The sequence below is a fragment of the Variovorax sp. dw_308 genome (genome assembly GCF_019207085.1).
Classification (GTDB): Bacteria; Pseudomonadota; Gammaproteobacteria; order Burkholderiales; family Burkholderiaceae_C; genus Variovorax.
This window is the reverse complement of sequence record NZ_JAATOM010000036.1, coordinates 1-25,377: the sequence shown is the minus strand read 5'-3', so window position 1 is coordinate 25,377 and position 25,377 is coordinate 1. Positions and strand designations below refer to the sequence as shown.

Annotated in this window: 20 protein-coding genes; 15 read left to right on the top strand and 5 right to left on the bottom strand. The window is 67.5% G+C overall.

Going from position 1 to position 25,377, the window contains the following annotated elements; translation table 11 throughout:
• Nucleotides 1-8 precede the first annotated feature (8 nt).
• From HCU76_RS33880 to HCU76_RS33860, 5 genes are all read right to left on the bottom strand, one after another.
• On the bottom strand, nucleotides 9-2,483 hold the full coding sequence (locus tag HCU76_RS33880; RefSeq protein WP_213959620.1) for an RND family transporter: 2,475 nt from the start codon (nucleotides 2,481-2,483) through the stop codon (nucleotides 9-11).
• On the bottom strand, nucleotides 2,480-3,556 hold the full coding sequence (locus HCU76_RS33875; protein WP_213959619.1) for a YCF48-related protein: 1,077 nt from the start codon (nucleotides 3,554-3,556) through the stop codon (nucleotides 2,480-2,482). The genes HCU76_RS33880 and HCU76_RS33875 overlap by 4 nt, the downstream gene beginning before the upstream one ends.
• A gap of 13 nt (nucleotides 3,557-3,569) precedes the next feature.
• On the bottom strand, nucleotides 3,570-4,931 hold the full coding sequence (locus HCU76_RS33870) for a DUF1329 domain-containing protein (protein WP_213959618.1): 1,362 nt from the start codon (nucleotides 4,929-4,931) through the stop codon (nucleotides 3,570-3,572).
• 34 nt (nucleotides 4,932-4,965) lie between these two features.
• A complete protein-coding gene (locus tag HCU76_RS33865) occupies nucleotides 4,966-6,801 on the bottom strand; it encodes a DUF1302 domain-containing protein (RefSeq protein WP_213959617.1) in 1,836 nt (611 codons plus the stop codon).
• Between the two features lie 99 nt (nucleotides 6,802-6,900).
• A complete protein-coding gene (locus HCU76_RS33860) occupies nucleotides 6,901-7,371 on the bottom strand; it encodes a 2,4'-dihydroxyacetophenone dioxygenase family protein (RefSeq protein ID WP_213959638.1) in 471 nt (156 codons plus the stop codon).
• 142 nt (nucleotides 7,372-7,513) lie between these two features.
• On the opposite strand from HCU76_RS33860, the gene HCU76_RS33855 reads away from it, so the two are divergent.
• The 15 genes from HCU76_RS33855 to HCU76_RS33785 all read left to right on the top strand — a co-directional run.
• Nucleotides 7,514-8,584, top strand: a complete 1,071-nt coding sequence (locus tag HCU76_RS33855; protein ID WP_213959616.1) for an AraC family transcriptional regulator — start codon at nucleotides 7,514-7,516, stop codon at nucleotides 8,582-8,584.
• A gap of 388 nt (nucleotides 8,585-8,972) precedes the next feature.
• The gene (locus HCU76_RS33850) at nucleotides 8,973-10,679 is read left to right on the top strand and encodes a hypothetical protein (protein WP_256354678.1); all 1,707 of its coding nucleotides are present in this window, start codon (nucleotides 8,973-8,975) and stop codon (nucleotides 10,677-10,679) included.
• A gap of 127 nt (nucleotides 10,680-10,806) precedes the next feature.
• A complete protein-coding gene (locus HCU76_RS33845) occupies nucleotides 10,807-12,159 on the top strand; it encodes an alpha/beta hydrolase (RefSeq protein ID WP_213959615.1) in 1,353 nt (450 codons plus the stop codon).
• Nucleotides 12,156-12,617: a hypothetical protein gene (locus HCU76_RS33840; protein ID WP_213959614.1), complete on the top strand. Its 462-nt coding sequence runs from the start codon at nucleotides 12,156-12,158 to the stop codon at nucleotides 12,615-12,617. Before HCU76_RS33845 ends, HCU76_RS33840 begins: the two co-directional genes overlap by 4 nt.
• Nucleotides 12,614-13,723 (top strand): alpha/beta fold hydrolase, encoded by a 1,110-nt coding sequence (locus tag HCU76_RS33835; protein ID WP_213959613.1) that lies wholly within the window; start codon nucleotides 12,614-12,616, stop codon nucleotides 13,721-13,723. Before HCU76_RS33840 ends, HCU76_RS33835 begins: the two co-directional genes overlap by 4 nt.
• Nucleotides 13,720-14,328 carry a GNAT family N-acetyltransferase gene (locus HCU76_RS33830; protein ID WP_256354676.1) on the top strand — a complete coding sequence of 203 codons (609 nt, stop codon included), beginning with the start codon at nucleotides 13,720-13,722 and terminating at the stop codon, nucleotides 14,326-14,328. The genes HCU76_RS33835 and HCU76_RS33830 overlap by 4 nt, the downstream gene beginning before the upstream one ends.
• A gap of 30 nt (nucleotides 14,329-14,358) precedes the next feature.
• Entirely contained in the window at nucleotides 14,359-15,909 is a 1,551-nt protein-coding gene (locus HCU76_RS33825; RefSeq protein ID WP_213959612.1) for a long-chain-fatty-acid--CoA ligase, read from the top strand.
• A 472-nt stretch (nucleotides 15,910-16,381) separates the two neighbouring features.
• Complete coding sequence (locus tag HCU76_RS33820; protein WP_218511717.1) at nucleotides 16,382-19,177, top strand: LuxR C-terminal-related transcriptional regulator; 2,796 nt, start codon at nucleotides 16,382-16,384, stop codon at nucleotides 19,175-19,177.
• Nucleotides 19,178-19,288: 111 nt separating this feature from the next.
• The gene (locus HCU76_RS33815; protein ID WP_213959609.1) at nucleotides 19,289-20,116 is read left to right on the top strand and encodes an enoyl-CoA hydratase/isomerase family protein; all 828 of its coding nucleotides are present in this window, start codon (nucleotides 19,289-19,291) and stop codon (nucleotides 20,114-20,116) included.
• Between the two features lie 88 nt (nucleotides 20,117-20,204).
• Nucleotides 20,205-21,344 (top strand): acyl-CoA dehydrogenase family protein, encoded by a 1,140-nt coding sequence (locus HCU76_RS33810; protein WP_213959607.1) that lies wholly within the window; start codon nucleotides 20,205-20,207, stop codon nucleotides 21,342-21,344.
• Between the two features lie 20 nt (nucleotides 21,345-21,364).
• A complete protein-coding gene (locus tag HCU76_RS33805) occupies nucleotides 21,365-22,549 on the top strand; it encodes a lipid-transfer protein (RefSeq protein WP_218511716.1) in 1,185 nt (394 codons plus the stop codon).
• Between the two features lie 5 nt (nucleotides 22,550-22,554).
• Complete coding sequence (locus HCU76_RS33800) at nucleotides 22,555-22,995, top strand: MaoC family dehydratase N-terminal domain-containing protein (RefSeq protein WP_218511715.1); 441 nt, start codon at nucleotides 22,555-22,557, stop codon at nucleotides 22,993-22,995.
• A 20-nt stretch (nucleotides 22,996-23,015) separates the two neighbouring features.
• Entirely contained in the window at nucleotides 23,016-23,435 is a 420-nt protein-coding gene (locus tag HCU76_RS33795; RefSeq protein WP_218511714.1) for a MaoC family dehydratase, read from the top strand.
• A gap of 36 nt (nucleotides 23,436-23,471) precedes the next feature.
• A complete protein-coding gene (locus HCU76_RS33790; protein WP_218511713.1) occupies nucleotides 23,472-24,296 on the top strand; it encodes an SDR family NAD(P)-dependent oxidoreductase in 825 nt (274 codons plus the stop codon).
• Between the two features lie 144 nt (nucleotides 24,297-24,440).
• A partial coding sequence (locus HCU76_RS33785; RefSeq protein WP_218511712.1) for an AMP-binding protein occupies nucleotides 24,441-25,377 on the top strand: 937 nt, incomplete at its 3' end.

Here is a 25,377-nt window from a genome sequence, read left to right as displayed (position 1 = left end):
GGTTCTTGTCAGGCCGGCGTCGCCGCGAGATCGGCGCCGGCGGTGGTTGCAGAGGGAACCGGCTTGAAATGCCGGTCATTCAAGAGGAAGTGCGACAGGGCCGGGATCAGCACCAGCGCGCCGACCATGTTCCAGACGAACATGAAGGTCAGCAGGATGCCCATGTCGGCCTGGAACTTGATGGGCGAGAAAGCCCAGGTGATGACGCCCGCGGCCAGGGTCACGCCGACCAGCGCCACCACGCGACCGGTGAAGGTCACCGCTTCGGCATACGCCTTGGCCAAGGTGAGGCCGCGACGCTGCCCGGCGAGCTGCACGCTCAGCAGGTACAGCGCATAGTCCACCCCGATGCCCACGCCCAGCGCGATCACCGGCAATGTGGCCACCTTCACGCCGATGCCCAGCCATACCATCAGCGCCTCGCAAAGGATCGAGGTGAGGACCAGCGGGATCACCGCCACCAGCACCGCGCGCCAGGAGCGGAAGGTCAGGAAGCACAGCGCGATGACCGCCGCGTACACGTAGAACAGCATGGTGCGGTTGGCCTCGTGCACCACGATGTTGGTGGCCGCCTCGATGCCCGCGGAGCCCGCCGCGGGCAGCACCTGCACCAGCGCCGGGTCGGTCGGGTTGGCCTTCACGAAGTCCTCCACCACGCGCAGCACCTTCTGCAGGGTGGCCGCCTTGTGGTCGCTCAGGTAGGCCACCAGTGGCATCACCGAGCACTCGACGTTGAACATCTCGGGGTTGTTCACCGTGGCCTGCTGCGCGCCGTAGTTCAGGATGTCCTGGTTGCGCGAGATGGTCTGCCACTTGGGGTTGCCCTCGAAGGAACCGGCGGTGATCTGGCGCACCACGTCCGTGAGCGAAACCGTCGTTCGCACCTCGGGCAGCTGCTGCAGCTCCCAGGCCAGGCGGTCCACGTGCTCCAGCGTGGCGTACTTCAGGCAGCCTTCCTTGGGCGTCTTGACGATCACGGCGAACAGGTCGCTCGAGAGTGAATAGTTCTTCGCCACGTAGGCGTTGTCGCGGTTGTAGCGCGAGTCGGGGCGCAGCTCCGGTGCGCCCGGGTCGAGGTCGCCCACCTGCAGCTTGAGGCTGATGGCGAAGCCCACGACGCCAAGCGCGAGCGAGCCCAGCACCGCGGCCAGCGCCCAACTGCGCCTGGCCGCGAAGTTGTCCAGCACGGCCCACAGGCGTCCGCCCTGCCCCGCCGCTTGGGCCTGCTCCACCTGCAGGCTGCGCGCGGCCGCCTTCGGGCTCACGCCCACGTATGACAGCAGCACCGGCAGCAGCAGCAGGTTGGTGAAGATCAGCACCGCGACACCGATGCTGGCCGTGAGCGCGAGTTCGCGGATCACCGGGATCGGGATCAGCATCAGCACGCCGAAGCCCACCGCGTCCGCCAGCAATGCCGTGACGCCGGCCAGGAACAGGCGCCGGAAGGTGTAGCGCGCGGCCACCAGCCGGTGCGTGCCGCGGCCGATGTCCTGCATGATGCCGTTCATCTTCTGCGCGCCATGGCTCACGCCGATGGCGAACACCAGGAAGGGCACCAGCATGGAGTACGGGTCCAGCTCCAGCCCCACCAGCTGCACCAGCCCCACCTGCCACAGCACCGCGATCAGCGAGCAGGCCAACACCATGGCGGTGCTGCGCAGGCAGCGCGTGTAGCCGTACAGCAGCAGGCCGGCGATCAGCGTGGCGATGCCGAAATAAGCCATCACCTGCACCAGACCATCGAGCAGGTCGCCGATGATCTTGGCAAAGCCGATCACGTGCACCTTCACGCCCCAGGGCTGGCCATCGGCGGCCGTGCCCTTCTCGTACTTGTCGCGGATCTGCGTCTCGATGTCGTGCGACAGGCGCCAGTAGTCGAGCCGGCCGTCCTTGCCGCCGTCCAGCAATGGCGCCACGATGGCGCTGGACTTGAAGTCGTTGGCCACCAGGCTGCCGACCAGGCCGGCGCGCGCAACATTGAGCTTGAGCTTGTCGACGCTGGTGGCCTTGCCGTCGAAGTTGTCGGGCATCACCGGGCCGCCCTGGAAGCCTTCTTCGGTCACCTCGGTCCAGCGCGTGGCCGGGGTCCACAGCGACTTGACCCAGGCGCGGTCCACGCCCTGCATGAGGAACAAGTCGTCGTTGATGTGCTTGAGCGCATCGAGGTAGCGCGCATCGAAGATGTCGCCCTTCTCGCTTTCCACCACCACTCGCAGCGTGTTGCCCATGCCGCGCAGCTCGCTGCGGTTCTGCAGGTAGTTCTGGATGTAGGGATGACCCACCGGGATCATCTTGTCGAAGCTGGCGTTGAGCGACACGCGCGTGGCCAGGAAGCCCAGCACCAGCGTGGCGACGAGGCAGGCCAGTGTGACGAGCAGGCGATGGTTGAAGACGGCGCGCTCGAGCCAGTTGCCCGAGTTGCGCGGGAAGTCGGCGAGCTCGCGCACCACCGGCATCTGCTCTTGGGTGGTGGAGGGGGTCATGGCTTGTCCTTGGGTGTCAGCTCGATGGTGCGCAGGCCGGCGGGACCGCCCACGACGAGTTGGGTCTTGGCGCTGAAGGCCACTGCGGCCAGCGCCATGGGCGAGCGGATTGGCGCGCTCGCGAAGTTGCGGCCACCGTCGCCGCTGACGACGATGCCGCCGCCCTGATCGACCAGTGCCAGCGTGCCGTCGGCGTCGACACCATGGACGGCGCTGGCGACGATGCTGGCGGCGAGGCCGCTGCGCACCGGCTTCCAGCTCGCGCCTTCGTCCTCGCTCAGGAAGGCGTTGCCGCGCATGCCGTAGGCCAGCACGCCCGCGCTGGTGGCCACGATGCCGAAGAAGCTGCCCTTGTAGGGCGAGGCGAGCGCACGGAAGCGCTTGCCGTCGCGATCGAGCTTGAGCAGCAGCCCGCCCTCGCCCGCGATGTAGTGGCTGCCCTGGAAGGCGCAGACCGCATAGAGGTTGAGCAGTTGCGGGTTGTCGACGCGGTCATACCAGGAGGTCCAGTTGCGACCGCCATCGGCGGTGTGCATGACCAGGCCGTAGGCGCCCACCACGAAGCCCTCGTCGGCATTGGAGAAATGCAGGTCGAGGAAGGGCTTGTCGGGCCCGGCCTCCTGGTTGCGTTGCGCTTCGCCGAGCAGCTTGCGGTCCTGCTCGGAAGCGTCCGCGGCAGCGGCCCGCGTTTTCATCTGCTCAAGCACCAGCGTGTTGGCCCTCCGGCCATCAAGCAGGCGGATCCAGCTGCGGGCGCCATCGCGCGTGCCCAGCACCAGCCCGTCATGGCCCGTGACGTAGCCCACCTTGGCATCGACGAAGCGCACTGCGGTCAAGTCGCTGCTCACCGGCACCGTCGCCTGGGCCCAGGTCTGGCCGCCATCGGAGGAGACCACGATGTGGCCGCGCTGGCCGACGGCGACCAGCAGGCCGTCGGCGCGCGCAATCCCGGTGACGAGCCGCCGGGACGCCAGTGCGCTCAGGCGCGCCGGCCGCTCGGACACCTCGACCGCCCGGACTGCGGTGCTACTGGCGGCGGCCAGCGCGGCCAGCAGCACGCTTCTGCGTTGCATGATCGCTCCCGCCTCAGCGCACGCCGGCGCCGGCCAGCGCATCGGCGGACCAGGCGTTGGCCGACAGCGGATCCATGAACTTCACGCCGACGTCGTAGGCGCCCAGCAGGCCGATCATGTTGTAGCTGCCGCTGGTGAAGTCGTGGAAGGACTGGCCCATCGCGGCAGGTGCCGGCAGCTCGTAGGCAGGGTTGGTGTAGACGAAGCCGGCGCGGTAGAGCTGGCCACGGGCGTCGTACATGTCCGCGGCCACGGCGACCCAGCTGTCCTCGTCGACGTAGAAGGTGCGCTTGGCGTAGATGTGGCGCTTGTCGGCCTTCAGCGTGGCCTCCACCACCCACACCCGGTGCGCTTCCCAGCGCACGAAGTCGGGGTTGATATGGTTGGGCGTGGTCACCGCATACGGGTCCTTGGCATAGACCAGCTTGAAGGCGTTGTAGGGGACCAGCATCTCCTTCTTGCCCACCAGCTTGAAGTCATAGCGGTCCATCGCGCCGTTGAAGACCCAGGCGTCGTCGTAGGTGGAGGCACCGGCCGCGCCGGGGTTTGGCGTGTCGTAGGCGATGTCCGGTGCCAGCTTCACGCGACGCTGGCCGGGCAGGTACTGCCAGGCGCGGCGGCCGTTCTTCATCGGGTTGATGTAGTCCTGGACCAGCAGGGCCTCGCCGGCACGGCGCGCCGGTGCGGTGTAGGCGATCTTGGTGCGGAAGTAGATGTCGTTCTCCGCCGACGGGCCGCTGCGCTTGGGGTCGTAGTACGGGTAGTCCATGTAGATCTGCCCGGTGGTGGCCAGCACGGCCTTGCCCGACGAATCCACGTTGATCGAGTCGTACTGCGTGTAGTAGCTCTGGCCGGTGTAGCGCAGCAGGTGGTTCCACATCACCTCGTTGCCGGTCTTGGGGATCGGGAACGGGATGCCGGCGAAGGTGCCTTCCAGGCCCACGCCATCATCGGTGGTCTTGACCGAGGTGGCGTTCTTCACCGTGTTGTCGACCACGTACTTCGGGAAGGCGACCGAGCGGTGCGAGGGGTACACGTCCACACGCATGCTGGGGTACTTCTTCAGCAGTTCCCTGGTGCCGGCGGTGAGCTTTGCCTCGTACTGGCCCATGTTCTGGCCGGTGATGGAGAACAGGGGCTTCTCGGCTTCATAGGGGTCGGGGCGGATGCCCGAGCCCTTCTGGTAGCCGGCGGGCGGCGTGGTCAGCCCACCGGTGTATTCGGGGATGGACTTGTCGGCGCTGCCGGCACGCTCGGCGCCAGTGGGCGTGAGCGTGCTGCCGAGCTTCTTGGCCTCGTCGGCGCTGACGGCGGCCAGGGTGGCCTGGGCGGCCAGCGCGAGCAGCGCGCCGGCAAAGAGGGTGCGGGTTTTCATGATGTGTGTCTCCGTGGAAGTAGAAGGAACCGACTCAGAAGGTCGTCTTGAAGGTGAAAAGCACGTGGCCGCGGTCGGCGAGCGACGCGCTGGTGCCTTGCGCGACGTTGAGGGCACCCGTCGGCGTGGTGCTGTAGTTGCCGTAGAAGCCCACATAGCGCAGGCTGAAGCTGTACTTGGAGCGCACGTCGGCGGTGATGCCGATGCCGAAGGAACCGGCGCCCTTGTTGCCGCCCGAGGTGACGGCCGAATTGCCCGACAGGCCGGCAGCCCAGCTCAGCGGCATGGAAATATCGACGCTCGGGAACACCTGATACCAGGTCGGCGTGAAGTTCAGGCCCAGGCCGAAGAAGTCGCGGGTCACCGCGTCGACATTGGCGGGGTTCGCTGCATAGGCCGCACTGCCCTTGAAGGCGCCGGGGTTCTGGCTCACGCTGGTCCAGCGGTTCCACACCAGTTCGGCATTCCAGGAGGCAGAGTCGAACAGCGCGGTCTTGGAGACGACCCCCAGCAGGTTGAAGACGCCATGCACGGTATTGCCGCGCGCACCCGGCGCGTCGCCGCCGAACTGGGCCAGTTGTGCCAGCGAGACCGCGCCTGACGCGGGATTCACCAGCGCCGCCGGCAGCACCGTCACCGGCACGCTCTGCAACGGCATGTTGTGGCGGTAGCTGAGCTCGGCGCCCACGCTGATGCCGGCGACGTTCTTTGCCAGGCTCAGGCCGAAAATGTCGATGTCGCGGCCGTAGAAGGCCTGGTACTGGCCGACATAGCCGGCCTGGATCATGGGCAGCGTGGCTGCGGCAGGGTTGACGTAGCAGGTCGTCGGGCCTATGGCGCGCAGGCCGGCCTTGGCGCATGCTGCCGCGGGCACGCCGCCAGCGACGGCAGGCACCAGGGCCAGTTGCGGCTGGATGTCCGCGGTGCGTCGCGCGTAGGCGCCGGCGGTGCCGTCCAGCCACTCGGGGCTCCAGCGTGCCGCGAAGCCGAAGTCACCGGTCTTCTTCGGGTCGCCGCCCTCGGTCTGCAGCGCGCGCTGGCCGGGACCGGCGATGAGAGAGTCGCCGCCGTGAAGCAGCGCGTCGTTCACCGTCAGGTAGCTGCCCGACTCCGGGTAGCGAACGCTTTCCCAATCGAAGAAGGTCTGGGCCGACAGCGACAGCGTGGGCGTTGGTTGCACCTGCAGGGTCATCGAGTTGCGCGGGCGATAGATCTCCTTGGCCTCGATGCCCGGCGTGGCATAGGCCTTCCAAAGGTCGAGCGAGTACTGGCCGTAGCTGATGCCGTGGATCGCGCCGCCGCCCAACAGGCTCTCGCCCCAGTACACCGTGGTCTTGCCCAGACGCAGGTTCACGTCGGTCTCGCCGAAGGTGGCATTGCCGAACACGAAGGCATCGAGCAGTTCGCCCGAGGGGCCCTTGGCATAGCGCGAGGTGTAGTCGGACAGCGCGCCCGCGGTGGGCACGCCGTAGCGCAGCGTGTTGGCGGTGGCGTTGTTGCGGTTGTCCAGGTGGCTGTAGGCATCGTCGTACCAGGCCGCGCCGCTCACGCGGAAGCCGTACTTCTTCTGGTACACCACGTCGAACTCGCTCAGCAGGTCGATCCGGTTGGCGATCAGCGAACCCTTCTTGAAGTTGCGGTCGCCGTCGTCCAGGTTCGGGTTGCCCAGGATCGCCGGATCCTGCGCCTGCGTGCGCACCCCCACGTTGTAGCGCAGCGTGTTGTCCCAGCGAATGCTGAGGTCCGGATTTCCGACATCGATCTCCGCTGCATGGGAAGCCGACGCGAACAGAAGGAAGGAAAGCGCCGCGCTCGCCACGGCTGAGAGCCGACGGGTTGCCTCGAACTGGCGTGTATCTGGGTGGGGCATGAAAATACTCCTCGGGTCTTGTTGTTGGAAGCGGGACGCGAGTCCCGTGGTGGTTGCAGGGCTTGTGAAAGAAAGGTCCGGTGCTCTTGTGCGGCGGCCTCAGCCGAAGGCCGTGAGGTCCCTGGGGGTGATGGATGCGTTCCTGCAAAAGGTCAGGTAGCGCCCCAGGCTGGTCTTCCAGTTCTCCATCGCGATCACCTTGTCGTTCTCGTCGAGGAAGACCAGGTCGCCGGTCACGATCGTCAGCAGGACGACGTCGCCATGACCCGGCTGGGCCTGCGGCGTGTGGCTGGAAGCGGCGGTCTCGTAGACGACGCTGCCGGGGCCCGCGATCCAGTCGTGCTCCAGGTACTTCCAGCGGCCCTCGAGCGTGTAGGCGATCACGGTGCCCGAGTGGTGGTGCCTGGGCATGCGGATGCCGGCGGGCATCTTCATCATCACGATCATTTCGCCGCGGACCGGGTCCAGCCTGAAGTACTTCAGCAGGACGTTGTCCGCATACGGTGCGAAGGGAATCCACGGCACCGATTCGTCGTCGATGACGCTGGTGAGGATCTGCTCGTGCAGCATGGGTTGGTCCGGCATTGAAGTTCGTGGAAGGTGGCGTAGCATTTGCAAGCAGGCTTTGCCGCGTTGGCTGGCACCAATGATCGGAAAGTCGCCGAATTCGCGCGCTATCAAACGCTGACATCTGTTTGTCACTTTCCGACACATGAGTGATAACCCCGACCCCGCGATGCATCGCCGAGCTCCCCCGGCCAACGGGGTGACGGTGCCTGCCCGCTACTTCGTGCAGCTGTGCAATTCGCTGGCGGAAACAGGCGTGGACATCGACGAGGTGCTGCGCTGCGCGCACATCGACCGCACGAACTTCGAGCGGCCGGACACGCGCTTGCTGCCGGCGCAGGTCAACGATCTGCTGGTGTCGATGCGCCGCCTCACCGGCCGCACGGACCTGGGCTTCGAGATAGGCCGCCTGGTCAAGCTCAACTCGCACGACATCCTGGGCTATGGCCTGATCAGTTGCCGCAACCTCGAGCATGCGATCCAGTTGGCCTGCCGCTACTACCACCTGATGAACGAGCTGTTCACCATGAGCTACAAACGCCGCGGGCAGGTCGGCGAAGTGGTGTTCAGTCCCGTCACCGCGCTGCCGCTCGAGACGATGCGCTTCTTCCTGGAGCTGCTTTCGGTATCGCTGGAGAACCAGGTGCAGTTGCTGGTGGGACCGGAGACCGGTGGCGGCGACTACCGGCTGTCGATGCCGGTGCCGCCGCACCACCAGCGCTACTTCAGGCTGGCGCCTTCGCGCTTTGCGTTCGACGAGTCGGCGGTGCCTGGTGTCATCGCGCTGATGAGCAGCGCCATGCTGGACAAGCCGCTGCCCATGTGGGCGCCCCTGGTGGTGCAGCAGGTCGAAGAGCGTTGCGGCCCCCGGCTTCGCCCGCCAGGTCCTGGCGAGCAATGGGGCGAATTTGTCATGATGATGCTGCGCGAGTCCCAGGGCCAGCACCTCACGCTGGACGCGCTCGCGCGCCGGATGAACGTCTCGCCGCGCACCATCGACCGGGGCCTGAAGCGCGAGAACCTGCAGTTCCGGGACTTGGCCCAGAAGATCCGCATCGAGGTCGCGTGCCAACTGCTCATCGGCAGCAAGGCCACCGTCAGTGAGGTGGCGCAGCGGCTCGGTTTTGCAGACACCGGCAATTTCAGCCGCGCGTTCCGCCGCCTCACCGGGCTCACTCCGAGCGACTATCGGCAGGATGCCATGTCGAGACAATAACCAGGACGCTTTTCGAGCCCAATCCTGGTGACCGGTACGGTCGCGGCGATGTCCGCGATCTTCAGTGGCGCGGGCCACGCGGTCACGGCCAAGACTCAACCCAAAGTCCGCGCCCTGCTCAGTGGCCATCGGACCCGACGGGCAGATTCGCCTACGCGGCAAATTACACCGCCAACAACGTGTCGGCCATGCGACCTCTTGAGTGAAGGATCGTTTGGTTCAGTCGTTTTCCCCGATCGAACGCACGCCCCCTCCACCCGCTTGGGGTGGTCCCTCTTTTGGCCCTCCGCCCGACCATACCCCCACGCAATCTCGCCCGGCTGGAGACAACGGCACGAGACGTGGTTGCGCCCATATCGCAACCTGTCCAACGCTCAAAGGATTTCTCGTGACGTCACGTTTCCGCCTTGCCTCGGCCATCGCCGTCGCCGCCCTCGCCGCCGTGTCGGCCCATGCCGCCAAGCCCCTTGCCCAGCAGCACAACCCCTACCTCGCGCAGTCGTACAACAACCAGACGCACTGGGACGACGCCGCCTCCGACAGCACGGACATCGCCGTGCCGCGCGGCTTCTTCGAGGTCACGCCGGAGTCGGTGCAACTGATCCCCAACGAATCGGTCGGCCTGCCCTCGATGACCGACACGGTCGCCGGCCAGGAGCTCCAGTTCTGGTGGTCGGGCTTCGGCCTGCGCAAGATGAAGACCGAGAACGGCAAGCTGGTCGAGATCGCGCGCAGCGACATCCCGATGAAGCTGCCGAACTATGCCCCGGTGAGCGCCGAAGAGCGCCGTGCACAGGCCGCAGCGGTCCAGAAGTTCATCGAGGCGAAGGACGAGAAGGGCCTGCTCGACTACATGAAGGCGCAGCCCAACCGCATGGCCTCCGCATCGACCGACCAGGTCGCCAACGGCGCCGTCTACGCCGTGCTGACGCGTGACGACGCCTTCATCGGCTGCAACGGCCGCCAGGTGTTCCGCATCGAGCAGGAAGACCCGAAGAACCCGGCCTCGGGCATGAAGCCGGCACGCGCCATCACCCTGCCCGCCTCGCTGTTCGACAACGCCCGTGCCAAGGCGAAGAGCCGCATCCCCGTCGACATGTCCTTCGGCCTGGGCATGAGCTTCAACGGCTTCGTGGTCATCAACACGCTGGGCGGCAAGGTCGTCACGCTCAACCGCGAGACGCTGGAGATCATCGACATCTACACCACCGCCGGCGCCGACGAGCAGTTCATGAACAGCTTCGCCACCGGCCCCGAGGCCAATGGCGGCGCGGTGTACGTGGCGTCGAACACCACCATGTACCGCCTGGTGGTCGACGCCAACGGCAAGATCCACGACGACGAGGCCAGCGGCGCCTGGGCCGCACACTACGACCGCGGCGTGCAGATGCCGGCCCCGAAGATCGGCGACGGGACCGGTTCGACGCCCACGCTCATGGGCTTCGGCAAGGACGACGACAAGCTGGTGGTCATCACCGATGGCGCGAAGAAGATGCGCCTGGTGTCGTTCTGGCGCGACGGCATCCCGGCCGGCTGGAAGCAGAAGCCCGGCACGCTGTCGCCGCGCATCGCCGACCAGATCGAGGTCGACATGGGCCCGGGCCAGGACGTCGTGCAGTCGGAGCAGTCGGTGGGTGTCTACGGCGACCAGGCCTTCGTGGTCAACAACATCGTGACCCGGGAAGACCAGCCCCTGCTGAGCCAGGACAGCTACTACGTCAACCTGGTCAATGGCGCGACCCGTCCCGCTGCCGTCGGCGCGGCTGGCTTCAAGTGGGACAACCGCAAGCACGCGTGGAGCCAGCAATGGAAGCGCGACGATGTGTCGTCGGTCTCGGTCGTGCCGATGATCAGCGGCGGCAGCCACATGGCCATCATCGATGGCTACTTCGCCGGCCGCTGGGGCGACCGCCACCACATCGGCATGGACCTGGACACGGGCAAGACGGTGATGAGCATCCGCACCGGCAGCAACCCGATGTTCAACGGCATGTACGCGCCGGTGAAAGTCGACTCGCAGGGCAACCTGCTCTACGGCATGGCCTTCGGCGTGGTGCGCATGGACACATCGAAGATGAAGCGCATCGAGCCCTGAAGGCGTGAGGGCCTGAGCCTGTAAAGCCGGATTTGCCCGCCCCCCGTCATGGGTGGCGCGGGTGGTCGCAAGCCTGCGCATCCTGCGGGCCATGAAGACCTCATTTCCCCAACAGCCATCCTCGTCCATGAACAACGAATCGTCGAATCGCCCCGCCACGCGCGGCATGCCGCTGAACCTGCGGGCAGGCCGGCCGGACCGTGAAGTCCGCGCCTTCCTGCGCTGGTTCAACCTGGCGCCGGGGCAGATCACCGATCGCTCGGTGGGCACGCAGCGCAAGCTCTGGCGCCTCATGGCGCTGGCGATGGGCCGGCGGCCGAGGGTGGCATCGGTGAGCCAGCGGACCATCCCCGGCCCCGGCGGCCCGATCGAGCTGCGGATCTTCTCCGCGGGGCCGTCGAAAGAGCGCCGACCCGCCTTCCTGTGGTGCCACGGCGGCGGCTTCATCGTCGGGGGACTGGACTCCGCCGATTCGATCTGCCGCAGCATCGCGCTCGCCACGGATTGCATCGTCATCGCGGTCGGCTACCGCCTCGCGCCCGAGCATCCGCTGACGGCATGCCGCGAAGATTTCCTCGAAGCACTCGAATGGGTCGCGCAGTTCGGCGGCACGCTCGGCATCGACACGACGCGCCTGGCCATCGGCGGGGATTCGGCCGGCGGCAACATCAGCGCCGCCGTGGCGCAGCACACCGCGCGCAACGACGGCCCCCGGCTGGCGCTGCAGGTGCTGGCCTATCCGGCCACCGACCTGGTGGAGGAATTCCCTTCGCTGGTGGAAAACGCGAGCGGCTACCTGATCACCGAGCGCTTGCTGCGCGGCGTCATGGCGCACGTCGGGGACATCACCGATGCGCAGGACCCCTGGCTCTCGCCGCGCCGCCAGCCCGACCTGCGGGGCCTGCCGCCGGCGCTGGTCATCAGCGCCGGCTTCGACCCGATCCGCGATGACGGCCTGGACTACGCGGCACGCCTGCGCGCCGCCGGCGTGCCGGTGGAACTGCTGCACTACGCGGGCCAGATCCATGGCTTCCTCAATTTCGATTCGGTGATCAACGCCGGGCGCGACGCGCTCGATCGCATCGCCATCGCCCTGAACCATGCCTTCGCCGGCGACTGCGCGCGGGATCGCACGATCGAGGTCGCCGACGGCCCCGGCAGCGCGTTCGCCGCGTTCAGGCCCGTGACCGAACTGGTCATGACCTCGCTGATCGGCTGGGCCACGGCGGAGCGCGTCTGGCTGACGCTGCTCGGCCGCCTCTCGGCAAGAACGGACCACGCGGCGCGCAGGCTGCTCGATTCGCGCTTCGTGCCGGGCGCCTTCCTGCGCCAGACCGCCGTTGCGCACGGCAACGAGCTCGAAGCGCGCCAGACCTGGCCGCACACCGCCAGCCTGCACTGCATGCAGGCCCGCAAGCCCCATGAATCCTCGCCGCAACGCGACGCACGCGAGCGGCCCCCCAAGGAAAGATCCACATGAGCCCCAAGCAACTCCTCGACCCCCTGGCGCTGCGGCGCGAGGCCATCGACCGCCTCGAGGGCGGCCTCAACAGCTACGCCACGCGCAACATGGAGTCCGAGCGCTTCTCCCAGGCGCTGGCCATCGTCCTGCGCGCCGGGTTGGGCACGCACCACCTGTTCGACAAGAACCTGGCCCGCTTGTACGAGCGACTGGGCCTGCCGAGCCGCAGCGAACTGGAGGCTGTCGCCGCCACGATGCGCCGCATCGAAGACAAGCTGGACATGCTGCTGCCGCCACCGGCGCCGGCGCATCGTCCCGCCCGCACCAAGCGGGCGCCGGCGGCTGCCGCCGCGTTGGCCGCGCCGGTTGCGTCCCCGGAGGCTAAGACCGTTTCGACCCCCGTTCGTGCGAAGGCGACTGCCTCGAAGCAGCCGCCCGCCGTGCCCGCTCGCCGCAGCGCAAGGGGCAAGGCATGAACGCACCCGTCAAGACCGAAAAGACCGCCAAGGCCGAAAAGCCCGAGGCGCCGTCGATCACCCAGCGCCTGCGCACCGAGGTCGACCGCGCCATCCAGCGCAGCTTCAAGGGTCTCGAATACCTCGGCTCGCCGGCCCCGGCCGTCGGCACCACGCCGCGGACCCTGATGCATCGCCGCGGCACGCTGGGCCTCTACCACTACCACCCGCAAAGCGCCGAGGTCTACCGCGTGCCGCTGCTGCTGGTGATGGCCACCACCAACAAGAGCTACATCTTCGACCTGGCCCCGGGCCAGAGCCTGATCGAGTTCCTGCTCAAGCGCGGCTACGACGTCTACGTGATGGACTGGGACGCGCCCACCCTCGACGAGAAGCGCCTCAAGTTCGAGGACTACACGCTCGACTTCATCCCCGACTGCATCCGCCGCGTGCAGGAACGCTCGGGCGAACAGGACGTGACGCTGGTGGGCTACTGCATGGGCGGCGTGCTTGCGACCATCTATACGGCACTGCATCCCGCCGGTCCTGTGAAGAACCTCGTGTGCTTCACCACGCCGATCGACTGGTCGAAGATGACCCTGTTCCAGTCGATGGCCGACAAGCGCCACTTCGACGTGGATCGCCTGGTCGACACGCTGGGCAACGTGCCCTCGCAGGTGGTGATGAGCGCATTCGAAGCGCAACGCCCGACCAGCCGCGTCGCCGCACAAGTGCGCCTGTGGGACAACATGTGGAACGACCAGTACGTCAAGGGCTACCGCATGATGGACCGCTTCGGCGCCGAGACCTTGCCGCTCGCGGGCGAATACCTGCGCCAGACCGTCAAGCAACTGGTCTGGAAGAACAGCCTCTACGACAACACCCTGCGCGTTGGCGGCCGCACCGTCGACATCCACAACATCACCGTGCCGCTGCTGCACGTGACCGCGCAGTACGACCACCTCGTGCCGCCCGAATGCGCCGCCCCGCTGGTGGCGCAGGCCGGCTCGCAGGACAAGGAACAAATCACCCTGCCGGGCGGCCACGTCAGCCTGGTGGCCGGCCCCAATGCGGTCAAGCGCATGTGGCCGGCACTCGATCAATGGCTTGGAAAGAGATCCGAATGATGAACGACACCACCACCTCCACCCGCGCCTATCCGCGCACGCAACGACTCGCCAACACGACCGTCGAGGTCGATCTGCTCAAGCCGGAAGACGGCGCGGCGGTCGCAGGCTTCATCCAGAAGCTGCCGACGCACGACATCCTGTTCGTGCGGCGCGACGTGACCCACCCCAAGGTGGTCACCGCCTGGCTCGCCTCGATCGCCGAAGGAACCATCACCAGCCTTGCCGCGCGCTCGAACGGCGAGCTCATCGGCTGCACCGCCATCGTCACCGACCCGCGTTCCTGGTCGCGTCACGTGGGCGAGCTGCGCGTGATGATCTCGCCCGACTGGCGCGGCCGCGGCCTCGGGCGCCTGCTGATCCAGGAGTGCTTTGCGCTGGCGCTGGGCCTCGGCCTGGAGAAGCTGTACGTGCAGATGACGGTCGACCAGCGCTCGGCCATCGCCGTGTTCGAGGAACTCGGCTTCCGCGCCGAAGCGGTGCTGCGCGACCACGTGAAAGACCGCGACGGCACTACCTACGACCTCGCTGTCCTCAGCCACAACATCGCCGAAGTGCAGGCCCGCTTCGAGGTCTACGGCGTAGCGGACGCGCTGGGCACCTGACCCTTCTTATTTCTACAACGGAGACAAATCATGCAAATCACTCAATCCCTGCGCCGCTCGGCGCAACTCTTCCCGCGCCGCACTTCCACCGTGTATGGCGAGCGCCGCCGCACCTGGTCGGAGACGTCCAACCGCGTCGCGCGCCTGGCCGGCGGCATCGCCGCCATGGGCGTGCAGCCCGGCGAGCGCGTGATGGTGCTGGCCTCGAACAGCGACCGCTACATCGAGACCGTGTATGCCGTGATCTGGGCCGGCTGCGTCGTCGTGCCGGCCAACACGCGCTGGGCGCCCGGCGAGCACGCCTACGCCTTGCAGGACAGCACGCCCACCCTCTTCCTGGTCGACCAGGACTTCGTCGACCTGGCCCGCAAGCTGCCCGGCTTCGATCCGCGCCGCACCATCTACATGGGCGACGATGCGCAAGCTGGCCTCGTGTCCTTCGAATCGCTGATTGCCGACCACGCGCCGTTGCCCGAGCGCGCCAGCCAGGGCGAGGCGATGGCCGCCATCATCTATACCGGCGGCACCACGGGATTCCCCAAGGGCGTGATGCTGTCGCATGACAACCTGGTGCTGGCGACCATCGCCTTCGCGCTGGAATGCCCGTATGAACAGGACACGGTCTTCCTGCACGTGGCGCCCATGTTCCACCTGGCCGCATTGAGCTCGATGTTCAGCTACACCTCGGCCGGTGCCACGCACGTTGTCGCACCGCGCTTCGACCCCGCGCTCATCTGCAACATGATCGCGTCGGAAAAGGTCAACATGACGCTGATGGTGCCGACGATGATCGACTTCATCGACCGCTACCTGCAGGCCGTGCCCACCGACGTGAGCTCGCTGCGCAAGATGATCTACGGCGCCGCGCCCATCTCCGAAGCGCTGCTGCGCCGCGTGATGAAGAGCCTGCCGAATGTCCAGCTCTACCAGGGCTACGGCCAGACCGAGATGTCCGGCGGCGTGGTGGTGCTGCGCCCCGAGTTCCATGCCGTCGAGGGCCCCAATGCGCGCCTGCTGCGTGCCGCCGGCCGCGCCAGCATGGCAGCGGAGATCCGCATCGTCGACGACGAGTTGAACGAAGTGCCGCGCGGCACCGTCGGCGAGATCGCGGCACGCGGCGCGACCGTGATGCTGGGCTACTGGAACAAGCCAGAGCAGACCCGCGCGGCCGTCGTCGACGGCTGGCTGCGCAGCGGCGACGCCGGCTACATGGACGAGGAAGGCTTCGTCTTCATCGTCGACCGCCTGAAGGACATGATCGTCTCGGGTGGCGAGAACGTGTTCTCGGCCGAGGTGGAGAACGCCCTCTCGCGCCACCCCGCGGTGCTGGAATGCGCGGTGATCGGGATTCCGCACGAGAAGTGGGGCGAGGCGGTGCACGCGGAACTGCGCCTGCGCGATGGCTTCGAGGTGGACGAGGAAACGCTGGGCAACCATTGCGCCGAACTCATCGCGAGCTACAAGCGGCCCCGTTCGTTCAACTTCCGCAAGGACCCGCTGCCGCTGTCGGCGGCGGGCAAGATCCTCAAGAATGAACTGCGCAAGCCGTACTGGGAAGGGCAGGCGCGCAGCATCGCCTGATCGCGATGTCGAGGCGCGGGACATGCGCCCCGCGCGGTTGGATCGAGGTCGCCATCCTTCGCATCGGCCATGGACACGCACAGCGTGGCCCCGGCACGTTCGCCATCGATGCGACGAGTTTTTTGGGGCCGGGGGCGCGTGTCGTGCTGGCCGATCGGCAGCGCCATCAATGCGGACGATGGTGCCGCAGCACCGCCGGAACGCTGCTTTCCAATCGGGCTTCCGCGCGAGGACCGGCTTGCGTCCCGCGATGCCTGAAGGCGTCTCCCGGCACCACCTCGTCGACACCTGGCGATGCTGAAGCTCGCGGCGCGCCCTCCTCGGCGCATGTCCCGTTCGGGTAAATGCATGTCTCCCGGGGTCGAGGCCAGTCCGCTGGCGTCCTCACCCCCATCGGGTAGTAAGACAGCGCAGCCCAAAGTGGCCGCCGCTGCTGCAAAATGCCCGGCCGCCCCGGCGCACCACAAACTTCATGCCGCCCAAGACCCCCACTCCGGGCACGCCGCAGCCCCCCACCGCGCCAGCCGTGCAACGCTCGGGCGTGGGCGTCGTCGGGCGTGAGAAGCTGCTCGCGCGGCTGGTCGATGCACGGAGGCTGCGCTGCATCGTGGTCACCGGCCCCACCGGCTCGGGCAAGTCCACCCTCATCGCCGCGTGGCGCAAGGCGCTGGTTCCGCTGGGCTTCGACGTCGCATGGCTCAGCGCCACGGGCGACTGCAACACCCCTTCGCGCTTCCTGGGCGAGCTGCAGGCCAGCGTGGCGGTGGTGGAGCCCGCGCTGGTGCGGGAAGCTGCCGAGCTTGGCGACGCCGGCCTCGGCACCGACCCCGATGCGGTCGAGCGGCTCGTGATCTCGCTGGTGCGCGGCATCGCCACGCATCCGCGCGACCTGGTGCTGGTGCTCGACGACCTGCATCAGCTCACCCATCCGGCGATCCAGGAGGCGCTGCAGTGGTTGCTCGATTACGCACCGCCGAACCTGCACCTGGTGCTGGTGTCGCGCGGCCAGACCCGGCTCTCGCTCGACCGGCTGCGCAGCCAGTCGCAGACGCTGGAACTGGACCTGCGCGACCTGCGCTTCAGCCTCGCCGAGACCGGCCAGTTCCTCAAGGCGCAACTCGGCGAAATCGATGCGCGGACCATCAAGACCCTGCACGAACTGAGCGACGGCTGGGTGGCCGGCTTGCGGCTGTTCACGGTCGACTGGAAGAAGAAGCAGCTCGAATCCGGACGCTCCGCCCCGGGCGAACCCTTTGCGCGCGTGCCGGTGCGCGATGCGCAGGCTTTTGCGCAATATTTCGAGCAGGAAGTCCTCTCGCAGCTCGCACCCGACGAGCTCGACACGCTGGTGCGCGCCGCAGCCTGCAGCCGCTTCTGCGCGTCGCTGTGCGCGGCCTTGCTCGGCGCGCCTGGCGCCGTCGCGCAAGCCTCGGCCCTGCTCGGCCGGCTGGAGAGCGACGACCTGTTCGTGGTGCCCGTCGAAAGCCGGGAGCCCGAGGCCTGGTACCGCCTGCATCCGCTGCTGCGCGAGACGCTGCGGGCCCGCTTCAACAGGCTCGACGCGGCCACGCAGCAGGCGGTGCACGCGCGCGCCTTCGCCTGGTTCCGTGAACGCGGCTTGCTGGAAGACGCGGTGCGCCATGCCGCTCAGGCCGGTGATCCGGCGCAGGCCGCCGAACTCATCGACCGCTGCGCCCCATCGCTCATCGTGCGCGGAGAAAGCAACGAGTTCATCGCGCTGCTGCGCCAGTTGCCGCCGGAGCAGGTGCGCCAGAGCTTCCGGATGCGCATGTGGATGGCACGCTCGCAGATGTTCCAGCGCGAGATGGAGGCCTGTCGAAAGACGCTCGACGAACTGGCGCAGGACCTGCCGGAGACCGAGGGCGCATTGCGCTTTTATGTGACGACCCTGCGCGCCGCTGTGGCCGTACAGCGCGACGACCTCGAAGCGGCCCTGGCGATGCTGCCGCAGTTGCTGGACATACCACCCGATGCCGATCCCCTCGCCATCGGCGGACGCAACAACATCCTCTCGTGGCTCTACACCCAGCAGGGCGAGTACGAAAAGGCGCGCAGCGTGCAACTCGACACGCCGCCGCAGATGGTCGACGGCGCACCGCTGGTCAGCACTGCCGCCGGCAGCCTTCACGGGCGCTGCCTGGTCGGCATGAGCTACGCGCTGGAAGGCCGCATGACGCAGGCCGAGCGCATCTACCGCGCAGTGCTGGCCGAGGCCGCGCAAGGCGGCAGGGGCTGCGTCGATGCATATCACCTCGCGGTCGGCCTGCTCGCCGACGTGCTCTACGAACTCAACGACGCGCGGCAGGCCCGCGCGCTGCTGGAAAGCAAGGTCGACGTGATCGAGCGCATCGCCATCCCCGATGCCGTGCTGCGCACTTTCCGGCTGCTGGCCGCAGCCAACTGGCAGGACGGCAACCGGCAGGAAACCTTCGCGCACCTCGAGCGGCTGGAGGACTATGCCGTCAAGCACAAGATCGACCGCCTGCTGGCGCACAGCCTGTCGGAACAGGTTCACTACCGGCTGTTGCTCGGCGAGACGACCGCTGCCGACGCGGCGCTGGCGCAGCTGGATGTCGTCGACGCGCGCCATTCGGCATCGACATCGCGGGCGCCGCGCGAGATCAGCGAACTGGCGCAGCGCGCGCACATCCGCATGGCGGTGACGCACGGCGACCTGGAAGGCGCGGCGGCGCAACTCGCACGCCTGGTCGCGCAATGCGAGGTGAGCGGACGGGAGCGCATCGTGGCGCACCTGCTGGTCAAGAGCGCAGTGGTGGAGGCACGCCTCGGGCGCTACGAGTCGGCGCGGCAGAAGCTGCTCGATGCCTTGCGCCGCGGACACAGGCTCGGCCTGCTGCGCAGCCTGGTCGATGCGGACCCGATCGCGTTCGAGTTGATGGACGACCTTGCGCACACCTGGCAACCGGACTCGGTGCTGGCCTTCTATGTCGAGCGCCTGCAGGCCACGCGCAAGCCGCCGGAGCAGCCGCCTGGCGCCGCCAGGGCGAGCGAACGCGGTGCCATGCCGGCCACGCTGGACGCCTTCAACGAGCGCGAGATCGACGTGCTGCGCCTGCTCGCCCAGGCCATGCCCAACAAGAAGATCGCGCGAGCCCTGGGCCTCTCGCCCGAGACGGTCAAGTGGTACCTGAGCCGCATCTACGGCAAGTTGCGCGTGTCGGGGCGGGATGAAGCGGTGGCGCGGGTGCGGGACTTCGGCTGGGATGCGGAGCAGTCACGCAGCTGAAGCGCCACGGGAGGCCACGAGAGCGGGGTAAGCCCTGACGCCACCCACTCCGGGTAGGGCATCCCGCCGTGCCGCGCCGGATCATCGTCCGCTCCACGGAACGAGGATCCCATGCCGAGCGAACTCAACATTGCGCTGCGCGAATCGCAGCTCTCGATCGACGACGGCATCGCCGTGTTCACGCACCTGCGGCCTGCCGCGCGCAACGCGCTGTCGATCGAGCTGCGGATGGACTACGGCGACATGCTCGGGCATGTCGAGGCCGACCGCAGCGTGCGCGCGCTGGTGCTCACCGGCTCCGGCGGCAGCTTCTGCGCCGGCGGCGACCTGAAGGCGCGGCAGGCCAGCACCGACCCCGAATTCCGCACGGCCGACGCAATGCGCCGCCGCATCCAGGCCGGCCACGGCTGGATCGAGCGGCTGCACTCGCTGGAGATGCCGGTGATCGCCGCGGTGGACGGCCCTGCCGCCGGCGCCGGCTTCTCGATTGCGCTGGCGGCGGACTTCATCCTTGCCTCGACACGCGCCTTCTTCTGCATGTCCTTCGCCAGGGTCGGCCTGATTCCGGACCTGGGCGCCTTTCACTTCCTGCCGCGCGCCGTCGGCCTGCCGATGGCCAGGGAACTGGCGCTGACCGCGCGCCGCGTGAGCGCCGCGGAGGGCAAGCAACTCGGCTTCGTCCACACGCTGCACGAGCCCGACGCGCTGCAGGCCGAGGCGCTGCGCTTTGCCCGCCGCTTCATCGCCGGCCCGCGCGAAGCGATGGGGCTGACCAAGGCGTTGCTCAACAAGAGCTTCGAGACACCCTACGCGACGCTGGCCGAGCTGGAGGCCAACGCCCAGGCCGTCGCCTCCACCACGCCCTACCACGAAGCCGCCGTGGCCGGCTTCCTGCGCGGCGAGCCCGCAGCCTACGACTGGGACCGCACTCGGGAATGACGCCCGCCCCCCATCCAGGGTAGTCCCCTCCACCCTGCCAGCGAATAACTTAGACCCCAGAGACAAGTTCCCAAAAAGGAGACTCCCAGTGAACGTGACCCGCAACGTCTTCCGAGACGACCATGAGATGTACCGCGAGACTGTGCGCCGCTTCCTGGAACGCGAATGCCTGCCGCGCCAGCACGCCTGGGACCAGGCGGGCCAGGTCGACCGCGAGACCTGGCTGAAGGCCGGCAAGGAAGGCCTGCTGTGCGCCTCGCTGCCAGAGGAATACGGCGGTGGCGGCGGCGACTTCGGCCACTGCGCCGTGTTCGCCGAAGAGGTTGCGCGCTCCGGCGTCAGCGGCCCCTCCTTCGGCATGCACTCGGACATCATCGCGCCCTACATCCTGCGCGCCGGCACCGAGGAACAGAAGCAGAAGTGGCTGCCCAAGGCCGCCTCGGGCGAGATCATCCTGGCCATCGCGATGACCGAGCCCGGCACCGGCAGCGACCTCAAGGCCGTGAAGACCACCGCCATGCGCGACGGCGACGACTACGTCATCAACGGCAGCAAGACCTTCATCAGCAACGGCCTGACCGCCGACCTGGTCATCGTGGTCTGCAAGACCGACCCGAAGGCCGGCGCCAAGGGCATCAGCCTGATCGCGGTCGAGGCCACGCGCGAAGGCTTCCGCCGTGGCCGCAAGCTGGACAAGGTGGGCCAGTACGCGCAGGACACGGCCGAGCTCTTCTTCGACAACGTGCGCGTGCCGGTGGCCAACCGCCTCGGCGAGGAAGGCAAGGGCTTCGCCTACCTGATGGGCGAGCTGCCGCAGGAACGCTTCTCGATCGCCGTCTCGGCGGCCGCGCGGCTGGAGCGCGCGCTGGAGAACACGATCGCCTACGTCAAGGAACGCAAGGCCTTCGACCAGACCGTGTGGGACTTTCAGAACACCAAGTTCAAGCTGGCCGACATCAAGGCGCAGGCCGTGGCCGTACGCACGCTGATCGACCACTACATCGGCGAGCACACGCGCCGCCGCCTCACGCTGGAAGAGGCGGCCATCGCCAAGCTGTTTGCCACCGAGACGCTGGGCAAGGCGCTCGACGAGATGGTGCAGCTGCACGGCGGCTACGGCTACATGCTGGAGTACCCGATCGCCCGCGACTTCGTGGACTCGCGCGTCACGCGAATCTACGGCGGCACCAGCGAGGTCATGCGCGAGCTGATCTCCAGAAAACTCTAAACCCCAACTCAAGGAACAACATGACAAACAAGGTTTTCGTTGCCGGCGTCGGCATGATCCAGTTCAAGAAGCCCGGCATGAGCGAGCCTTACGACGTGATGGGCGAGCAAGCCATCCGCGCGGCGCTGGCCGATGCCGGCCTTGAGTTCAGCGACGTGCAGCAGGCCTATGCCGGCTATGTGTACGGCGACTCCACCTGCGGCCAGAAAGCGGTGTACCGCGTGGGCATGACGGGCATCCCGGTGCTCAACGTCAACAACAACTGCGCCACGGGCTCGTCGGCGCTGTACCTCGCACGTCAGGCGGTGCAGAGCGGCGCGGTCGATTGCGCCCTCGCCTTCGGCTTCGAGCAGATGAACCCGGGCGCGCTGAAGTCGCGCTGGGACGACCGCGCACCGGCGCTCGAACGCGCCGCAAAAGTTGTCGACGAACTGGTCGGCCATCCCGAGATTCCGTCCGCCATCCGCCAGTTCGCTGGCGCGGGCCGCGCCCACATGCAGAAATACGGCACCAAGCTGGAGACCTTCGCCAAGGTCCGCGCCAAGGCCAGCCGCCATGCCGCCAACAACCCGTTGGCCGTGTTCCGCAACGTCGTGACCACGGAAGACGTGATGAACTCGCCGATGCTGTGGGACGGCGTCATCACCCGCCTCATGGCCTGCCCGCCCACCTGCGGCGGCGCCGCGGCCATCGTGGTCTCCGAAGCATTCGCGCGCAAGCGCGGCCTGCGCACCGACGTGCTGATCGCCGGCCAGGCACTCGCCACCGACCTGCCCAGCACCTACGACGCCAAGGACATGATCCGCGTCGTCGGCTTCGACATGACGGCCCTCGCCGCGAAGCAGGCCTACGAACAGGCTGGCGTCGGGCCCAAGGATGTCGACGTGATCGAGCTGCACGACTGCTTCGCACAGAACGAACTCATCACCTATGAAGGCCTGGGCCTGTGCGGTGAAGGCGAAGGCGAGAAGCTGGTGAACGACGGCGACAACACCTATGGCGGCCGCTGGGTCACCAACCCTTCCGGCGGCCTGCTCTCCAAGGGCCACCCGCTCGGCGCCACGGGCCTGGCGCAGTGCTACGAGCTGACGCACCAGTTGCGCGGCACAGCGGACCAACGCCAGGTCGCGAATGCGAAGGTCGCCCTGCAACACAACCTCGGCCTCGGCGGCGCCGGCGTCGTGACCATCTACAAGAAGGCTTGAGTCTCATGATCGACAAGAAGCACATCGGCATGAAGCTGCCGGTCTACACGGCGAAGGCTGAGACAGGCCAGCTCCGCTTCTTCGCCAAGTCCATCGGCGAGACGGACCCGATCTACATCGACGAAGCCGCCGCGCGCGACGCCGGCCACCCCGCCCTCCCGTTGCCGCCGACCTTCCTGTTCTCGCTGGAGTTCCAGATCCCCTCGAACGCCTGGCGTGACGAGCTGGGCATCGTCACCTCGCGCATCCTGCACGGCGAGGAAACCTTCAACTACCACCGCATGGCCTACGCCGGCGACACGCTGCAGTTCGAGACGCACATCGCCGACATCTACGACAAGAAGGGCGGCGCCCTGAGCTTCGTGGTGCGCGAGTCGAAAGTCAGCAACCAGCATGGCGAACACGTCGCGGACCTGCGCAGCGTGCTGGTCCACAAGAACGCATGAACGACAGGAGCACATACGCCATGAACCAGAGACAAGCCCCCTTCGACGTCACCGTTGGCGCCACCCTGCCCCCGCTGGAACTGCCGCCCATCAACCGCACCACGCTGGCGCTCTTCGCCGGCGCCTCGGGTGACCACAACCAGATCCACATCGACACCGACTACGCCCGCAAGGCCGGCATGGTCGACGTGTTCGCGCACGGCATGTTGTCGATGGCGTACCTCGGCCGGCTACTGACGCAGTGGGTCGACCAGCGCCAGATCCGCAGCTTCGGCGTGCGCTTTACAGGCATCACGCACCTGGGCCACAAGATCACTTGCAGCGGCCGCGTGGTCGAGCGCTTCGAAGCCGACGGCGAGCAGCGCGTGAAGCTCGAGATCGAAACGCGCAACCAGTATGGCGACACCAGGATCGTTGGCGATGCCGTGATCGCGCTCTGAATCCATCCATCAATTTTTCACTCGGAGATACACATCATGGGAACACTCGACGGCAAGGTAGCCCTCGTCACCGGTTCGGGCCGCGGCATCGGCCAGGCCATCGCACTGAAGCTCGCCAGCCAGGGCGCGCGCCTCGTCATCAATGACCTCGACGCCGATCCGGCGAACGAAACGGTCGAACTGCTGCGGAAGAATGGCACGGACGCCGTGGCCTGCGTCGGCAACGTCAGCGCACCGGACTTCGCAGAGCGCTTCATCAAGACCGCGGTCGACAACTACAAGGGCATCGACATCATCGTCAACAACGCCGGCTTCACCTGGGACGACGTGGTGCAGCGCATGACGGACGAGCAGTGGTACGGCATCCTCGACTGCCACCTGACCGCGCCCTTTCGCATCCTGCGCGCGGCCTACCCGGTGATCAAGGCGCAGGCCATGGCCGACCAGGAAAAGGGCGTCGAGAACTACCGCAAGGTGGTCAACATCTCGTCGACCTCCGCACTCAACGGCAACGCCGGCCAGATGAACTACTCGTCGGCCAAGGCCGGCGTGATCGGCATGACGCGCGCGCTGAGCCGCGAATGGGGCCGCTTCCGGGTCAACGTCAACGCGGTGGCCTTCGGCCTGATCCACACCCGCATGACCAACGCCGACGCCAAGGCCGGCGCCACGGTGAATATCGAAGGCAAGGAAATCCGCGTGGGCCTGAACCCCGAGTTGCTGAAGTCGCATGCGGCGCGCAATCCGCTGGGCCGTGGCGGCACACCGGAAGAAGCGGCTGGTGCGGTGTACCTGTTCTGCACGCCCGAGTCCAACTACATCACCGGCCAGGTCGTGGCGGTGGCCGGCTCGCCGCAGTAACTGCGCCGGCGAAATCTGGGCGAGTCCGGCGAGCACGCGCTTTCCGCCGCGACTTGTCTAGCGTGTCCCGCGATGGGGATGGCAGCGGGGCATGGACTGACCTCGCTGCCCCAGTCGATCAAGAAGATTCCGGAGACAAGACACATGACTACCTTCGCCACCGAAGCCCTCGCCCCCGAAGCCCTAGCACCCGCCCCCGTGCGCTACAGGCCGGTGCCGTACGAGATCCGCAAGGCCGTCTGCGAACGGCGCGCGGATGGCTCGCTGATCCTGCGTTCGCCGCTCACGCCGACGCCGACAGGCCGCACCGGCTTCGCCGGCTTCATCCCGCACTGGGCGAGCCGTCGCGGTGATGCGCCCGCCTTCTGCGAGCGCGACGCGCAAGGCGGCGAATGGAAGCGCCTGACCTGGCGTCGGCTGTGGCAGCAGGTGCAGACGGTGGGCGCGGCCCTGCTCGACATGGGGCTCGGCCAGGGCAAGCCGCTGGTGGTGCTGTCGCCCAACTCGCTCGAACTGCTCGTGCTGCTGATGGCGGCGGAGTATGTCGGCGTGCCGGTGGCGCCGGTGTCACCGGCCTATTCCCTGCTGAGCAAGGACTTCGCGCGCCTCAAGGGCGTTTGCGAACTGGTGCCGCCCGCAGCCTTGTTCGTGCAGGACGCCGCGACCTTCCAGACCGCCATCGCCGCGCTGGGTTGCACCGGCGTGCCCTTGATCGCAGTGAACGGCGCCGCAGGAAATCAGCATGCATGGAAGACGCTGGCGGACGCCGATCTCACGGCGCAACGGCGCGACCAGGTCGCCGCGGCCCATGCGGCGATCCGGCCCGAAGACGTGGCCAGGATCCTCTTCACATCCGGCTCGACGGGCGTTCCCAAGGGAGTGCCCGTCAGCAACAGCAACCTGCAAGCCTGCGCGGCCAACCTCCAGAGCATGTTCGGGCGACTGGCCGAGGGCGACGAGCCGCCCGTGTTCCTCGACTGGCTGCCGTGGCATCACGCACTGGGCGGCGTGCTCAACCTGGGCCGCGCGGCGCTGCTGGGCGCCACGCACTACATCGACGACGGCAAGCCGCTGCCGGGCC

Coding starts and splice junctions, on each gene's coding strand:
- HCU76_RS33880 (WP_213959620.1), bottom strand. CDS start 2,483: ATGACCCCCTCCACCACCCAAGAGCAGATGCCGGTGGTGCGCGAGCTC.
- HCU76_RS33875 (WP_213959619.1), bottom strand. CDS start 3,556: ATGCAACGCAGAAGCGTGCTGCTGGCCGCGCTGGCCGCCGCCAGTAGC.
- HCU76_RS33870 (WP_213959618.1), bottom strand. CDS start 4,931: ATGAAAACCCGCACCCTCTTTGCCGGCGCGCTGCTCGCGCTGGCCGCC.
- HCU76_RS33865 (WP_213959617.1), bottom strand. CDS start 6,801: ATGCCCCACCCAGATACACGCCAGTTCGAGGCAACCCGTCGGCTCTCA.
- HCU76_RS33860 (WP_213959638.1), bottom strand. CDS start 7,371: ATGCTGCACGAGCAGATCCTCACCAGCGTCATCGACGACGAATCGGTG.
- HCU76_RS33855 (WP_213959616.1), top strand. CDS start 7,514: ATGAGTGATAACCCCGACCCCGCGATGCATCGCCGAGCTCCCCCGGCC.
- HCU76_RS33845 (WP_213959615.1), top strand. CDS start 10,807: ATGAACAACGAATCGTCGAATCGCCCCGCCACGCGCGGCATGCCGCTG.
- HCU76_RS33840 (WP_213959614.1), top strand. CDS start 12,156: ATGAGCCCCAAGCAACTCCTCGACCCCCTGGCGCTGCGGCGCGAGGCC.
- HCU76_RS33835 (WP_213959613.1), top strand. CDS start 12,614: ATGAACGCACCCGTCAAGACCGAAAAGACCGCCAAGGCCGAAAAGCCC.
- HCU76_RS33830 (WP_256354676.1), top strand. CDS start 13,720: ATGATGAACGACACCACCACCTCCACCCGCGCCTATCCGCGCACGCAA.
- HCU76_RS33825 (WP_213959612.1), top strand. CDS start 14,359: ATGCAAATCACTCAATCCCTGCGCCGCTCGGCGCAACTCTTCCCGCGC.
- HCU76_RS33820 (WP_218511717.1), top strand. CDS start 16,382: ATGCCGCCCAAGACCCCCACTCCGGGCACGCCGCAGCCCCCCACCGCG.
- HCU76_RS33815 (WP_213959609.1), top strand. CDS start 19,289: ATGCCGAGCGAACTCAACATTGCGCTGCGCGAATCGCAGCTCTCGATC.
- HCU76_RS33805 (WP_218511716.1), top strand. CDS start 21,365: ATGACAAACAAGGTTTTCGTTGCCGGCGTCGGCATGATCCAGTTCAAG.
- HCU76_RS33800 (WP_218511715.1), top strand. CDS start 22,555: ATGATCGACAAGAAGCACATCGGCATGAAGCTGCCGGTCTACACGGCG.
- HCU76_RS33795 (WP_218511714.1), top strand. CDS start 23,016: ATGAACCAGAGACAAGCCCCCTTCGACGTCACCGTTGGCGCCACCCTG.
- HCU76_RS33790 (WP_218511713.1), top strand. CDS start 23,472: ATGGGAACACTCGACGGCAAGGTAGCCCTCGTCACCGGTTCGGGCCGC.